The organism is Solwaraspora sp. WMMD792 (assembly GCF_029626105.1).
Lineage (GTDB): Bacteria > Actinomycetota > Actinomycetes > Mycobacteriales > Micromonosporaceae > Micromonospora_E.
In genome coordinates this window covers 6,895,210-6,909,823 of sequence record NZ_JARUBH010000009.1, presented here as the reverse complement: position 1 = coordinate 6,909,823, position 14,614 = coordinate 6,895,210, and the positions used below count along the sequence as shown (strand labels likewise).

At 70.9% G+C, this 14,614-nt stretch carries 10 protein-coding genes; all 10 read left to right on the top strand.

All coding sequences use genetic code 11. The annotated features are described in order from the left end of the window. Positions 1-2 precede the first annotated feature (2 nt). The 10 genes from O7629_RS32145 to O7629_RS32100 all read left to right on the top strand — a co-directional run bounded on the left by O7629_RS32145 (position 3) and on the right by O7629_RS32100 (position 14,604). Positions 3-2,459 (top strand): AAA family ATPase, encoded by a 2,457-nt coding sequence (locus O7629_RS32145; protein ID WP_278174041.1) that lies wholly within the window; start codon positions 3-5, stop codon positions 2,457-2,459. Continuing rightward, entirely contained in the window at positions 2,459-2,863 is a 405-nt protein-coding gene (locus O7629_RS32140) for a hypothetical protein (protein ID WP_278174039.1), read from the top strand. Before O7629_RS32145 ends, O7629_RS32140 begins: the two co-directional genes overlap by 1 nt. A 36-nt stretch (positions 2,864-2,899) precedes the next feature. Further along, a complete protein-coding gene (locus tag O7629_RS32135) occupies positions 2,900-3,304 on the top strand; it encodes a hypothetical protein (protein ID WP_278174037.1) in 405 nt (134 codons plus the stop codon). Next, entirely contained in the window at positions 3,304-5,751 is a 2,448-nt protein-coding gene (locus O7629_RS32130) for a DUF4132 domain-containing protein (RefSeq protein ID WP_278174035.1), read from the top strand. Before O7629_RS32135 ends, O7629_RS32130 begins: the two co-directional genes overlap by 1 nt. 1,005 nt (positions 5,752-6,756) lie before the next feature. Continuing rightward, the gene (locus O7629_RS32125; RefSeq protein WP_278174033.1) at positions 6,757-8,097 is read left to right on the top strand and encodes a glycine betaine/L-proline ABC transporter ATP-binding protein; all 1,341 of its coding nucleotides are present in this window, start codon (positions 6,757-6,759) and stop codon (positions 8,095-8,097) included. Beyond that, positions 8,094-8,981, top strand: coding sequence for a proline/glycine betaine ABC transporter permease (locus O7629_RS32120; RefSeq protein WP_278174031.1), 888 nt, complete (start codon positions 8,094-8,096; stop codon positions 8,979-8,981). Before O7629_RS32125 ends, O7629_RS32120 begins: the two co-directional genes overlap by 4 nt. A gap of 173 nt (positions 8,982-9,154) precedes the next feature. Beyond that, a complete protein-coding gene (locus tag O7629_RS32115) occupies positions 9,155-10,066 on the top strand; it encodes a glycine betaine ABC transporter substrate-binding protein (protein ID WP_278174029.1) in 912 nt (303 codons plus the stop codon). A 250-nt stretch (positions 10,067-10,316) separates the two neighbouring features. Then, positions 10,317-11,882, top strand: coding sequence for an aldehyde dehydrogenase family protein (locus tag O7629_RS32110; protein ID WP_278174027.1), 1,566 nt, complete (start codon positions 10,317-10,319; stop codon positions 11,880-11,882). Beyond that, a complete protein-coding gene (locus tag O7629_RS32105; RefSeq protein ID WP_278174025.1) occupies positions 11,882-13,273 on the top strand; it encodes an aminotransferase class III-fold pyridoxal phosphate-dependent enzyme in 1,392 nt (463 codons plus the stop codon). Before O7629_RS32110 ends, O7629_RS32105 begins: the two co-directional genes overlap by 1 nt. Further along, entirely contained in the window at positions 13,270-14,604 is a 1,335-nt protein-coding gene (locus O7629_RS32100) for an aminotransferase class III-fold pyridoxal phosphate-dependent enzyme (RefSeq protein WP_278174023.1), read from the top strand. Before O7629_RS32105 ends, O7629_RS32100 begins: the two co-directional genes overlap by 4 nt. Positions 14,605-14,614: the final 10 nt, after the last annotated feature.

The window sequence follows — 14,614 nt, the reverse complement described above, 5'->3', positions numbered from 1 at the left end:
ACATGACCGACAACACCGACACCGTCGACCAGCTCATCCTCGACCACCTCGCCGACGCCGAACTGCCCGAGGCGGCAGAGAGCCTCATCTTCGCCGCCCTGTCCGGCGCGGACGACTTCGCCGCCGCCCTCGGCGGCGCGCCGCCGCGCCGCCCGCAGCCGGCCGGCACCGACACCGACACCGCCGAACCGGTCGGCACCTACCTCGACACCATCGAAGTGACCGGCTTCCGTGGCATCGGACCCACCGCCACCCTCAACCTCACCCCCGGACCGGGGCTGACCGTCGTTACCGGCCGCAACGGCTCCGGCAAGTCCAGCTTCGCTGAAGCGGCCGAACTCGCCCTCACCGGCCGCAACATGCGCTGGCACGGCCGCACCAGCGTCTGGAAGGACGGCTGGCGCAACCTGCACACCACCGACGACCCCCGGATCCGGGTACGGCTCGGCGTCGAAGGACGTCGTGGTGGAACCACAGTGGAATACCACTGGGCCGGTGACGCGGAGCTGACCGGACACACCAGCTTCATGCAGACCTACGGTGACCCCCGCCAGCCGGTCACCGATCTCGGCTGGGAACAGCCGCTGAGCCTCTACCGGCCGTTCCTGTCCTACTCGGAGCTCGGCGGCCTGCTCGGCGGCAGCCCCAGCGAAATGCACGACTCGTTGCAGCGCATCCTCGGCCTCGGCCGGCTCATCGAGATCGAGACCCTGCTCAAGACCGCCCGCCGGGAAGCCGACCAGCGCCGCAAGGCAGCCACCCTCGCGCTGCCCGAGCTGAAAGCCGCGCTGGCCGCCCACCCCGACCCGCGCGCCCGCACCGCCGAGCAGGCCCTCACCGGCCAGCGCGCCGACCTGGAACAGCTGGCGTCACTGGTCACCAGCGACGCCGCCCCCGACGACGCGAACGTCGAGCCGCTGCGCCAGATCGACGTACTGCCGGTGCCGAACCGTGACGACGTCACCGCCGCCGTCGACCGGCTCCGCGACGGGTTGGACCGCGTCGCGGACCTGGCCGATACCCCGGCCGCGCAGGCCCGGGAGCTCGCCGCGCTGCTGCGCGACGCGCTGCGGCACCGGGAGAACCACCCCGACCAGCCTTGCCCGGTGTGCGGGGGTCGCACCCTGGACGAGGCCTGGGTCAGCGAGGCGACCACCGCGTTGCGTCAGCTCACCGACCAGGCCGAACACCTCGACGCCGCCCACCGCGCCGTACGCGACGCCCGGCAGGCCCTGCGCCGACAGTTGCCCACCCTGCCCCCGGCGTTCACCGTCGACCTGACCAGCGAACAGGTCGACACCGCGCCGGCCCGCGCCGCCTGGCAGGCGTGGGACGACCTGCTCACCGCCGTTGACGCCACCGCGATCGTCGACGGCGCGGGATCCGCGTACGACGCCCTCGTGGGCGCGGTGATCCCGGCGCAGGCCGCCGCCCGCGCGGCGCTGGACCGGCGGCGGCAGGCCTGGCAACCGCTGGCCGACCTGATCGGCACCTGGACCGGCACAGCACGGGACAGTTGGGAGGCCGCCGCGACGTACACGGCACTGCAGACGGCGATCCGTGCCATGCAGCGGATCAGCGCGCAGATCCGCAACGCCAGACTGACCCCGGTCGCCACGGAAGCCACCCGGATCTGGAACATGTTGCGCCAGGACAGCAACGTCGAACTCGGCTCGATCACCCTCGCCGGCAACGGCACGCAGCGGCGGGTCGACCTCGACGTGGCGGTCGACGGCGTCCCCGGTGCGGCGCTCGGCGTGATGAGCCAGGGCGAGCTGCACTCCCTCGGACTGGCGCTGTTCCTGCCCCGGGCGACCATGCCGGAGAGCCCGTTCCGCTTCCTCGTCATCGACGACCCGGTGCAGTCCATGGACCCCGCAAAGGTCTACGGGCTCGCCCAGGTCCTCGCCGACGTCGCCAAACGTCGGCAGGTCGTGGTCTTCACCCACGACGACCGGCTGCCCGCCGCCGTCCGGCACCTGGGCATTCCGGCCCGGATCCTGGCCGTTGCCCGGCACACCTGCTCCAAGGTCGTCGTCACCGGCGGCCGGGACGCCAGCCCCGCCGACCGCTACCTCACCGACGCCGACGCCATCACCAAGGACCGCGACATGGTCGACACGGTCCGGCGGACCATTGTCTGCAACCAGATCCGCCAGGCCCTCGAATCCGCCTGTCACGAACGTGTCTACGTCGCCGGCCTGCGAAGCGGCACCTCTGTCGCCGAGACCGAGGCTGCCATCGGTGAGGCCGAAGGGCTGCGGCCCACCCTCGCCCTGGCACTGCTCGGTGACCGCAAACGGGTCGACGATCTGACCGCCGAGCTGCGCAGGCTCGACCAGGCGGCGCCGAGGGTGGTCAGGGCGGCCAACACCGGCGCACACGGCACCGACCCCGGGCCGCTCGCCGACCTGGTCGACGACGCCCGACGGATCGTACGGAAGTTGAGCCCGCGATGATGCCGAAGCAGTATCTCGACGAGGCCGCCGCCCTGTGGGAACAGCCCCGGCCGAGCCTGCGCCGGTGCTGGCAACGCGGCTGCGCATGCCTCACCCGGGTCGCCCTCGAACAGGGGTTGCGCGAGTACTGGGACCGGGTGTCACCCACCGTCGCCCGGTGCCCGATGCGTCACCAACTGCTGGCGCTGCCGATCTTCGCCGATGCCGACGTGGCCACGACCGCCCGTACGGCGTGGCACGGACTGTCCCGGGCCACCCACCACCACTCGTACGAGCTGGCACCCACTGTCGCTGAGCTCCGGTCCTGGCACGCTGACGTCGCCAGCGTGCTCTACCGGCTACGCGCCGGAGACCTCACATCACACTGTCCGGACGGCCCCTCCGGGGCGGCGCCGCTGTCGTAGAGCTGCTGTCGTAGGGCGGGCCTACACTGCGGCGCCATGGCGATGGTGACCTTTGTCGACGAGAGCACGGCCGGGGCCCGTACCCCGGCCTGGGCGCTGCAGATATTCGAGGAGCGGCTGACGCTGCGGGAGCTGATCCGGCGGCGGATCCATCAGGAGGTGGCCGAGTACCACGCCGCCGAGGCCGCCGGGACGGCGCCGGCGCGCTCACTGGTGCAGCCGACCCCGGTGGAGCGGGCCCTCAACGGCGACCCGACCACCCGTCGCCGTCCCCGGGTCGACCCGGACAACCAGGTGGCGCTCGCCGAGACGGCGTTCAGCCGCAACGGGTTCGTGGTCCTGGTCGGCGACCGCCAGGTGGAGAATCTCGATGACGAGGTCGACCTGCGCCGCGACACCGAGGTCACCTTCCTCAAACTCGTACCGCTGGTCGGTGGCTGATGTCGGTCAGGAACAACACCGAACCGTGGCGCATCGAGCGGCTGCGTGAGCTGGTCACCGCTGGCGAGATCGTCGACCTGTCGTGGTACCTGCAGACACATTCGAAGCAGGCGTTGGACGACAAGGACGCGTGGAAGTCGCTGCGTCTGCTGGCCCGGCCGGATCTGGTACGCCTGTTGCGCCTCATGATCGAGGCGGCCTCCGACCAGCGCAGGCGATCGTGGACGATTGTGGAGGTCATCTCCCGGCTCGCCAGGCGGCTGCCCGACGACCTCACCGAGGCCGACGCCCGGGTCATCGCCGACTTCGCGGTCCGGCAGTGGCGCGCAATCCCGCCCGGCGCGTTGGAGGTTGTGGCCCGCAGGTTGGCTGCCGAGGGACCGCTGCCGGAGGCGTTGCTGCGGTTGGCGATCCACCTGTCCGGGGAGAACGCTCAGCTGCGGCGGCTGACGATCGAGCTGGGCATCGCGCCGCTGTCCACCGAAGACCCATGGGCCGAGCAGATTCTCACCGAGCTGCCGACTCTCGACCCGGCCTGGCCGCGGCTGCTGGCGCACGCCAGCACCGCCACCGCCGCCCGCCCGTCGGCGGCCTGGGTGAAGGCCGCGCGGGAGCTACTCACCCAGGTCGACCCGGACCAGGCCCGTGCGGTGCTGGGCCGGTGGCTGGCCGCGGCGTCGGTCACCCCGCAGCGGGTGCCGGACGCCGGCAACGCGGACGTGCTGCGTGGTCTGCTCTGGCTGGTGGAGCTGACCGGGCCGACCGCCGACCAGGTACGCCAGGTCGGCGTACTGGTCGAGGTGATGCTGCGGCGGCTGCCCGGGATCGGGCCGGCCGGCCCGAAGGTCGCCAACGCGGCGGTCGGGGTGCTGGGGCGGCTCGATGGTGACGCCGCGCTGGCCCAGCTGGCCCGGTTGTCGGCGCGGCTGACGTACAAGGGCACCCGCAACGAGGTCGACAAGGCGCTCGATGCGCGGGCCGCCGCGCTCGGCATCGGCCGCGACGAGATCGAGGAGTTGGCGGTCCCCGACTACGGGTTGACCGACGTCGGTCGGCACGAGGTGACGGTCGGTGGCTGCCGGGTCGAGCTGCTGGCCGGCGTCGGCGCCACTGCGGTGACCTGGCACAACGACGCCGGCCGGGTGGTGAAGTCGCCGCCGACGGCGGTCCGGCGTGACCATCCGCAGGTCGTGGCCGAGGTCAAGACGCTGGCCAAGGACGTCTCCGGGATGCTGGCGGCGCAGTCGGCCCGGCTGGACCGGCTGTTCGTGGCCCGACGCAGTTGGAGCCTGCCGGCGTGGCGGGAGCGTTACCTGGATCATCCGCTGGTCGGCGTCCTGGCCCGGCGGCTGGTCTGGCTGGTCAACGGGGTGGCGTGCGGCTGGGCGGACGGTGCGCTGCGCACCGTCGACGACGCCCCGGTGTCCGCCGCCGACGATGCGGTGGTGCAGCTGTGGCATCCGATCGGCCGGCCGGTGCCGGAGGTGGTCGCCTGGCGGGAGTGGCTGGAGCGGCACCGGGTGGTGCAGCCGTTCAAGCAGGCCCACCGCGAGGTGTACCTGCTGACCCCGGCGGAGGAGTTGACCGGCAGCTACTCGAACCGGTTCGCCGGGCACGTGCTGCGCCAGCACCAGTACCACGCGCTCGCCGCCGCCCGGGGCTGGGTGGACAAGCTGCGGTTGATGGTCGACGACACCTGTCCGCCGACGTTACGGCAGCTGCCGCAGTGGGGGCTGCGGGCGGAGTACTGGGTGGAGGGGGTCGGCGACGACTATGGTGCCGACACCACCGACAGCGGTACGTACCTGCGGCTGGTCACCGACCAGGTGCGGTTCTATCCGATCGACGCCCCCGGCAACGAGGCGCACGCCACCGGCGGCGGGTACACCGCCGGCCGGTGGGGCGCGCGGGAGCAGCGAGCACCGGCGGAGCCGCTGCCGCTGGACCAGGTGCCACCGGTGGTGTTCAGCGAGGTGATGCGCGACGTCGACCTGTTCGTCGGGGTGGCCAGCGTCGGCAATGACCCGACCTGGTCCGATGGCGGCCCTCAGGGCCGGTTCCGGGACTACTGGTCTTCCTACAGTTTCGGGGAGTTGTCGGCGACGGCGCAGACCCGCCGGGATCTGCTGGCCCGGCTGCTGCCCCGGCTGGCGGTGGGCGGCCAGGCCAGCATTGACGGCCGGTTCCTGGTGGTCCGAGGTGAGCTGCGCACCTACAAGATCCACCTGGGTTCGGGGAACATTCTGATGAGCCCGAACGACACCTATTTGTGCATCGTGCCGGACCGGACGTCGACCCGGTCGGGGGGCGGCCACAGCGAGTTCCTGCCGTTCGAGGGAGACAACGTTCTCGCTGTCATCCTCAGCAAGGCCATGCTGCTGGCCAGGGACACCAAGATCACCGACGTGACGATCACCCGGCAGATCGGGATCGCCGCCGGTTCATGATCCACGCGGGGTCGGGCGCCGCGATTGTCGCGGTGCCCGACCGACACTGATCATGCAACTTTCTTGACCATCAGGTAAGGGATGCCTTTCTCCGAAACTGCCTTCGGGTTGCGGACCCGACCGAGCCAGCGCGGCTTGGGTGCGTGGGCGACGGTGTCGGACGCAGCGGTTCGGCGGAGGTGGCACCTCGGGCGAGGGCAGTGCGGCAGGGGCAGTGCGGCAGGGGCAGGGGCCAGGGCGGTGGAGCGGCACAAGGGCCGCAGAGTAGGCGAGCTGAGGGAAGGCGGCGGGCGGCGGCAGGCGATCGGGGGCGGCGTCGCGATGACCGGTACGCGTGGGACAACGGTCACGCACTCATCACCGGACAAACCCCTGTCCGCTCATTTATACGGGCCACCTGAGACGATTGTGCAGCACTCCCGGACGCCACACTCCCCCACACTGCCAGCAATTGGCGTGCACCTCGGCGATTGATTTAATTGTCAGCGGGGTGCATTCCACGTAAACCGTCTCACCTGCCGTTCTTTCCGCAGATCAGCATGGGCCTTGCCCGGCTGCCGAAGAAACGGTTATCCAGGTGGATGAAACGAGAGGCGGCAACCGTGGCACGGGCCTTCCATCGGGGCGCCCCGGGCAGAGCCGCCGCAGGTCAGCAGCCCTGCCCGGATACCCGGAGGTTCCCCGTCATACCTCGCATCTCGGGCCGGTGCGCGCGGTACGGGCTTTGCCGCGCCGGTCGCCACATACCTGATTCGGTGACGATACCGTCGACAATGGAACGGGTTGGAATGGTGGGACTGATCTCAGTCGACCCCCGTACGAGATGTCCGAAACATCCCGTACGGGGATGTTTTTCGTTCGTGGCAGACCGTCGGGTATGGTCGAGTGCAAACCCCCACCACAGACCTGGTTTGACTTGCCCACCGACCGTCCGACGACTCGATTTCGGTCGATGAACACCTCCCGTGTGCGTCGATTGGGACCAGCGTCACGACATTCGTTGGAATGGAGATCGTGTCCGCAATCGTCGTGAAATCGTTGTACAAAATCTTCGGCAAACGTGCTGACAAGGCGCTCGAGCGCCTCAAGACCAGCCAACCCGACGCTCCGGCGAACCTGGGTGGTGCCACCGCCGCCGTCGTCGACGCCAACTTCGAGGTCAAGCGCGGCGAGATCTTCGTCGTGATGGGGCTCTCCGGGTCCGGCAAGTCCACCCTGATCCGGATGCTGAACGGCCTGCTCACCCCGACCGGCGGCTCGGTCGAGATCGACGGCGTCGACCTGACCAAGCTCAAGCCGGCCGCGCTACGCAAGCTGCGCCGCGAGAAGATCAGCATGGTCTTCCAGCACTTCGCGCTGCTGCCGCACCGCTCGGTCCTGGAGAACGCCGGCTACGCGCTGGAAGCGGCTGGTCTGCCCCGGGCCGAACGGCGGGAGCGGGCGATGGAGGCGCTGCGCCTGGTCGGTCTGGACCGCTGGGCGGACAAACTGCCCCAGGAGCTGTCCGGCGGGATGCGCCAACGGGTCGGCCTGGCCCGGGCGTTGGCCGCCGGCACCGACATCATGCTGATGGACGAGGCGTTCTCCGCCCTCGACCCGCTGATCCGCCGCGAGGTGCAGGACCAGTTGCTGGACCTGCAGGCCCAGCTCGGCAAGACGATCGTCTTCATCACCCACGACCTCAACGAGGCGATGCGCCTCGGCGACCGGATCGCCGTGATGCGCTCCGGCCGGATCGTCCAGCTGGGCACCGCCGAGGAGATCCTCACCGACCCGTCGAACGACTACGTCGCGCAGTTCGTGGCGGACGTCGACCGTACCCGCATCCTCACCGCCTCATCGGTGATGGAGCGACCACTCGGCGTCGTCGACGTCAGCTCCGGCCCCCGGGTCGCCGCCCGGATCCTCCGGGAGACCCAGACCTCCGCGATCTATGTCACCGGCAAGAACAAGCAGTTCCTCGGTACGGTCTCCGACGACGTAATCGACCAGGCGGTCCGCGACGGCCGGCGGAACCTGCAGGACGTGGTGACCACCGACCACGTCCGGGTCGCCGGGGAAGACACCCCGGTCGCCGAGTTGTTCACCCCCTGTGCGGAAAGTTCGCACCCGCTCGCGGTGACCGACACCACCGGCCGGCTCACCGGCGTGATCCCCCGGATCACCCTGCTCAGCGCGCTCGGCAGCATCGGCAGCGACACCGGCAACGGCAACGGGACCAGCGACGGCACCGGCGACGACGCCGAGCCGACCAGCTCCAGCGAGGTGGGCACCATCACCGCGACAGTCCCTGATCAGGCAACCCCGGCTGACGCAGTGCTGAGTCCGGAGGGAGACCGCTCATGAACGCCGCCGACGGCATTGACAGCTTCCTGCCGTACGTCAAGATCGGCTCGGCGTTCGAGGTCATCGTCGACTGGACGACCGAGCACATGGGTGCGCTCTTCGACGGGATCTCGAGCTTCGTCGAGTCGCTGGTGGATCCCCTGGTCGACGTACTGACCGCACCGCCGGCGATCGTCGTGGTGCTGATCTTCGCGGCGCTCGGCTGGTGGCTGCGCGGGTGGAAGTTCGGCATCGGCACCGCCGTCGGGCTGGGCATCGTCGCCGGCATGCCCTACTGGGAAGAGACCATGAGTACGCTGGCGTTGGTGCTGGTGGCGAGCGGTCTGTCGCTGGCGATAGCGGTCCCACTCGGGATCCTGATCGCGGAGAACCAGCGGATGGCGGCGTTGACCCGCCCGGTGCTCGACCTGATGCAGACGTTGCCGGCGTTCGTCTACCTGATCCCGGCGATCTTCTACTTCGGCATTGGCGCCGTCCCCGGGGTAATCGCTACGGTGGTGTTCAGTATGCCGCCGGGGGTCCGGCTGACCCAGCTGGGCCTGCGACAGATCGACCGCGAGGTGATCGAGGCCGGTGAGGCGTTCGGCGCGTCGCCCTGGGCGATCCTGCTCCGTACCAAGTTGCCGCTCGCCCTGCCGACCATCATGCAAGGGGTCAACCAGGTGATCATGCTGGCGTTGTCGATGGTCGTCATCGCCGGGATGGTCGGGGCCGGCGGCCTCGGCGAAGTGATCAACACCGCACTCGCCCGGATCCAGGTCGGCCAGGGCTTCGAAGGCGGCATCGCCGTGGTGATCCTGGCCGTGGTGCTCGACCGGCTGACCGACTCGATCGGGGCCCGTACCCGGTCGGCGAAGGCGCAGCGGGCGCTACAGGAAGCCTGACCCGCGAATCCGGCCGCAAGTCCGGCCCGAACCCGAACCCGAACCCGAGACCGAACCAAGAGCTGCACCGTATCCGAACCGAGATCCCGCAGGGAGGGTCACCGGTGCCGGCGCCCTGCCTCGCTGCCGCGAGTCCGCCGGTGTAGGGCAACACGATGGAAGGACGACAACGAATGTTCCGCAACAACCCGCTACGCCGGGCCGCAGTGGCGGCCACCGCCGCCCTGGCCCTGGGGCTCGCCGCCTGCGGCAGCGACGCCGACAGCGACACCGGCAGCGAGAACGGCTCCGACGCCGCCGACAAGAGCATCACCATCGGCTACATGGCCTGGGACGAGGCGATCGCCGCCTCCTACCTGTGGCAGAACATCCTCGAGGCCGAGGGGTACGAGGTCGAGCTGACCAACGTCGAAGCCGGCGTGGTCTACTCCGGTCTGGCCTCCGGCGACATCGACCTGTTCCTGGACGGCTGGCTGCCGCAGACGCACGCCTCCTACATGGAGGAGTACAGCGACGACCTGGAGACGATCGGGGTCTGGTACGACAACGCCAGCCTGAGCATCGCCGTCCCCGCCTACGTGGACGGGGTCGACTCGCTGGCGGATCTGGCCGACAACGCCGAGCTGTTCAACAACGAGATCATCGGCATCGAGCCGGGTGCCGGCCTGACCGCCGCCACCCAGGACAACGTCATGCCGACCTACGGGCTGGACGGCTACGAGCTGCGGACCTCGTCCACCCCGGCGATGCTCGCCGCGCTGCAGAGCGCGATCGGCGACGAGGAGCCGATCGTGGTGACCCTGTGGCACCCGCACTGGGCCTACTCGAACTACGAGCTGAAGGACCTGGCCGACCCGGAAGGCACTTTGGGTACCGCTGAGGAGATCACCACGCTGGCCCGGACCGGGTTCAGCGCGGACTTCCCCGAGGTGACCGCGATGCTGGAGAAGTTCCAGATGGACGACCAGCAGCTCGGTTCGCTGGAGGACCTGATGTTCAACGTGCACGAGGGTGACGAGCCGGCCGCCGTCGAGGCGTGGCTGTCGGAGAACCCGGACTACCTGTCCACCCTGGGTGTCTCCTGACGCCGGACTGACTGACCGAAACACCGCGGACCGGGGTGTCCGGGCTGGCCTGACGGCCGGTCCGGGCACCCCGGTCCCGTCTGTCGTGAGCCCTGCAGCAGCCTCCGGCAGCCCGGCAGCAGCCTTACTCGGCGGAGAAGTTCTTGCTTCTGATCCGCGTTGCGCAGTAGATTTTCCTGCATGACGCGATGATGTCTGGAATTTTTGCCACACCTTCACTGGGTGCCGTCCCGCCGAAAGGAGTTCTTCCGTGGCCACACGCTTCCGGGTCACCTACGCGACCCTGTCCGCTGACAACGAGGACCTGCACACGGCGTACGAGGACGGCGCGGACCGGGCGCGGGCCTGGCTGGGTCAGCGCCTCACCCCAGTGGTCGACGGCACCGCCCGGCCCGGGGTCGACCCGGCCGAGCTGGTCAGCCCGGGTGACGTGACGCTCAAGCTGGCCACCGTCACCGCCGCCACCGACCAGGACGTCGACGCGGCGGTCACCGCCGCCCGCAGCGCGGCCGCTGGCTGGGCCGCGACCCCGTGGCCGGACCGGGTCGCGGTGCTGCGCCGGGCGGCCGACCTGATCAGCGAGCGCTCCAACGAGTACGCCGCGCTGATGAGCATGGAGGTCGGCAAGAACCGGCTGGAGGCGCTCGGCGACGTCGAGGAATCGGCGGACCTGATCCGCTACTACTGCGACATGTACGACAAGCATCACGGTTTCGACCAGCCGATGGCGACCATCGCCGCCAACGAGTCCACCCGCAGCGTGCTCAAGCCGTACGGGGTCTGGGCCGTGATCAGCCCGTTCAACTTCCCGATGGCGTTGACCGCCGGGCCAGCCGGCGCGGCACTCGTCGCCGGCAACACCCTCGTCCTCAAGCCCAGCCTGCAGGGCACCTTCTCGGCCTGGAAGTTCTTCGAGTGCCTGGTCGATGCCGGGCTGCCGACCGGTGTCGCCCACTTCCTCCCCGGCGGCGACGACCCGGGGCGGGCGCTGGTGGCGCACCCCGGCGTCGGTGGCCTCACCTTCACCGGATCGTACGAGACCGGCATGTCGATCATCCGGGCGTTCACCGGTGCCTACCCGAGGCCGGTGATCTGCGAGATGGGCGGCAAGAACGCCGCGATCGTCTCGGCCCGGGCCGACCTGGACCGGGCCGTCTCCGGCGTCGCCCGCTCCGCGTTCGGCTTCTCCGGCCAGAAGTGTTCGGCCTGCTCCCGGGTGTACGTGGCGCGGGAGCTCCACGACGAGTTCGTCACCCGACTCGCCGAGCGGGCCGAGTCGCTGGTCGTCGGCGACCCGCTGGCCCGCGACACGTACCTCGGTCCGGTCATCGACGCCGCCGCCGTACGCCGCTACGGCGAGGCCGTCGCACACGCCGCGACCGTCGGCCGGGTGGTCACCGGCGGCCAGGTGCTCGCCGGGGTCGACGGCCGCCCCGACGGCTACTACCTGGCACCGGCCGTCGTCGCCGACGTACCGCCCGACGACGACCTTTTCCAGCGCGAGCTGTTCGTGCCATTCGTTGCGGTCAGCCCGGTCGACTCGGTCGACGAGGGCCTGGACCGGGCCAACAGCGTGCCGCTGGGCCTGACCGCCGGGTTCTTCTCCACCGACCAGGGCGAGATCGACCACTTCCTCGACCGGATCGAAGCCGGCGTCGTCTACGTCAACCGGCCGGCCGGCGCCACCACCGGCGCCTGGCCCGGAGTGCAGCCGTTCGGCGGCTGGAAGGGCTCCGGCAGCACCGGCAAGGCCGGCGGCGGCCCCTACTACCTGCAGCAGTTCCTCCGCGAGCAGTCGCAGACGGTGGTGGCCTGATGACGACGGCCCCCGACTGGTTCGACCCGGACCGCCCGCAACCGCACCTGGTCACCGAGCTGCCCGGCCCGCAGGCCCGCGAAGTGCTGGCCCGCGACCAAGCGGTGACCAGCCCGTCGCTGCCCCGCGCCTACGCGATCGCGCCCCGGCGCGGCCACGGCACCGTCGTCGAGGACGTCGACGGCAACCTGTTCCTCGACTTCAACGCCGGGATCGCGGTCACCTCCACCGGCCACTGCCACCCGAGCGTCGTCGAAGCGGTGCAGCAGCAGGCCGCGACCCTGCTGCACTACTCGGCCAGCGACTTCTACCTGCCGCTGTACGGCCAGATGTGCCAGGCGCTGGCCGAGACCGCGCCGATGGACGGGCCGGTACGGGTCTTCCTGACCAACTCCGGGGCCGAGGCCGTCGAGGGCGCGCTGAAGCTGTCCCGGTACGCCACCGGCCGGCAGTACGTGATCAGCTTCTACGGGTCGTTCCACGGCCGCACCTACGGGGCGATGACGCTGACCGGGTCGAAGTCCAAGTACCACAAGGGGTTCGGCCCGCTGCTGCCCGGCGTGCTGCACGCGCCCTACGCCCCGGCGTCGCTGGACTTCATCGAGGAGGTGCTGTTCGAGCACCAGGTGGATCCGAGCGAGGTCGCGGCGATCTTCGTCGAACCGATCCAGGGTGAGGGTGGCTTCATCGTGCCGCCGGCCGGCTGGCTCGCCCGGCTGCGGCGGATCTGCGACCGGCACGGGATCCTGCTCGTCGCCGACGAGGTGCAGTGCGGCATGGGCCGCACCGGCCGGATGTGGGCGATCGAGCACACCGGCGTCCAGCCGGACATCCTGATCAGCGCGAAGGGCATCGCCTCCGGCCTGCCACTGGGCGCGTTCCTGGCCCGGTCCGAGCTGATGGAGGCCTGGGGTCCGGGCGCGCACGGCTCCACCTACGGCGGCAGCCCGGTGCCGTGCGCCGCCGGCCTCGCCACCCTGCGGGTCATCCAGGACGAGGGCCTGCTGGACAACGCCACCACGCAGGGCGAGTTCCTGCTCGCCGGGCTGCGCGAGCTGCAGCAGGCGTACCCGCATCTGCTCGTTGACGTGCGCGGGGTCGGCCTGATGATCGGCGTCGAGTTCCCCACCGGCGAGATCGCCGGCCAGGTGCAGCAGGCGGCGTTCAGTCGCGGTCTGCTGGTGCTGGAGGCCGGCGTCAACGCGGTACGGATGTCGCCGCCGCTGGTGATCACCCGGGCCCAGGCGCAGACCGGTCTGCGGCTGTTCGGCGCGGCCGTCGCCGAGGTCGCCGCCGATCTGCAGGCCGCCGGCAACGGAAAGGTCGAAGCCGGGGAGGTCGAGGCCGGCGGGGAGGTCGAGGCCGGCGGGGCCGTCGCCGTACCGGGATGAGCCATGTCTTCGGCCGGGTGTCCGACGATGCGCCACGGATCGCCTCGGCGTGCGGCGCGCAGCTGTGGGACACCACCGGCAAGCGCTACCTCGACGCGGCCGCCGGGGCGATCGTCGTCGGCATCGGCCACGGCGTCACCGAGGTGGTCCGGGCGCAGGCCGAGCAGGCCGGCGCGGTCGCGTACGCGCACGGCTCGATGTTCCGCGCCGACGTGCTGGAGGAGTACGCCGCCGAGCTCGCGGCCGTACTGCCGATGGACGATCCGTTGGTGTTCCCGGTCTCCGGCGGCAGCGAGGCGGTGGAGACCGCGCTGAAGATGGCCCGCGCCTACCACCTGGCCCGGGGTGAGGACCGGCACCTGATCGTCGGCCGGGTCGGCTCCTACCACGGCAACTCCCGGGGCGCGTTGGACGTCTCCGGCCGGGCCGGGCTGCGTGCGCCGTACCTGCCGTGGCTGGGACAGGCGGTGCACACCTCGACCCCGTACGAGTACCGCTGCCCGTTCCCGGAGACCCATCCGGTCGGCTGCGGGGCGCGGCACGCGGCGGCGCTGGCCGAACTGTGCCGGTCCCGGCCGGTCGCGGCGTTCATCGCCGAGCCGATCGCCGGGGCCGGGCTGGGTGCCTGCGTCCCGCCGGACGACTACTGGCCGGCCGTCGCCGAGGTCTGCCGCCGGTACGGGGTGCTGCTCATCGCCGACGAGGTGATGACCGGCTTCGGCCGTACCGGCACCTGGTTCGGCGTCGACCACTGGGGGGTACGCCCGGACATCCTGGTCGCGGCGAAGGGGGCCAGTTCGGGCTACTGGCCGCTGGGGCTGGCCGTCGCCGCCGGCCCGGTGCACGACACGATCGCGCGGACCGGCTTCACCCACGGCTTCACCTACTCGCACCACCTGGTCGGCGCGGCCACCGGCCGGGCGGTGCTGCGGGTGCTGCGCGAGCGGGACCTCGTCGCGGCGGGCCGGCGGGCCGGCGAGTCGCTACGCCGGGCCCTGCGCCGGGAACTGGCCGACTCACCGTACGTCGGGGACGTCCGCGGTCGCGGCCTGCTGGTCGGCGTCGAGCTGGTCGCCGACCGGCAGACCGCGCGGCCGTACGCCCGTACCGCCCGGGTCGCCGAACGGGTCGTCGCCGCCGCCCGGCACGCCGGGCTGCTGCTCTACAGCGGAACCGGCTGCGCCGACGGCGTCGACGGTGACGTGATCCTGCTCGGCCCGCCGCTGGTCGTCTCCGCCGACGAGGTCGAGGAGATCGCCGTCGGCACGGCGGCCGCGATCCGCGCCGTCACCGAGCCGGTGGCAGCGGGACAGCCGACCGAGCCGGAGTAGCCGGCCAGCA

Excerpts from the sequence above, each read along its gene's own strand:
- O7629_RS32145 (WP_278174041.1), top strand. The coding sequence starts at position 3 with ATGACCGACAACACCGACACCGTCGACCAGCTCATCCTCGACCACCTC.
- O7629_RS32140 (WP_278174039.1), top strand. The coding sequence starts at position 2,459 with ATGCCGAAGCAGTATCTCGACGAGGCCGCCGCCCTGTGGGAACAGCCC.
- O7629_RS32135 (WP_278174037.1), top strand. The coding sequence starts at position 2,900 with ATGGCGATGGTGACCTTTGTCGACGAGAGCACGGCCGGGGCCCGTACC.
- O7629_RS32130 (WP_278174035.1), top strand. The coding sequence starts at position 3,304 with ATGTCGGTCAGGAACAACACCGAACCGTGGCGCATCGAGCGGCTGCGT.
- O7629_RS32125 (WP_278174033.1), top strand. The coding sequence starts at position 6,757 with ATGGAGATCGTGTCCGCAATCGTCGTGAAATCGTTGTACAAAATCTTC.
- O7629_RS32120 (WP_278174031.1), top strand. The coding sequence starts at position 8,094 with ATGAACGCCGCCGACGGCATTGACAGCTTCCTGCCGTACGTCAAGATC.
- O7629_RS32115 (WP_278174029.1), top strand. The coding sequence starts at position 9,155 with ATGTTCCGCAACAACCCGCTACGCCGGGCCGCAGTGGCGGCCACCGCC.
- O7629_RS32105 (WP_278174025.1), top strand. The coding sequence starts at position 11,882 with ATGACGACGGCCCCCGACTGGTTCGACCCGGACCGCCCGCAACCGCAC.
- O7629_RS32100 (WP_278174023.1), top strand. The coding sequence starts at position 13,270 with ATGAGCCATGTCTTCGGCCGGGTGTCCGACGATGCGCCACGGATCGCC.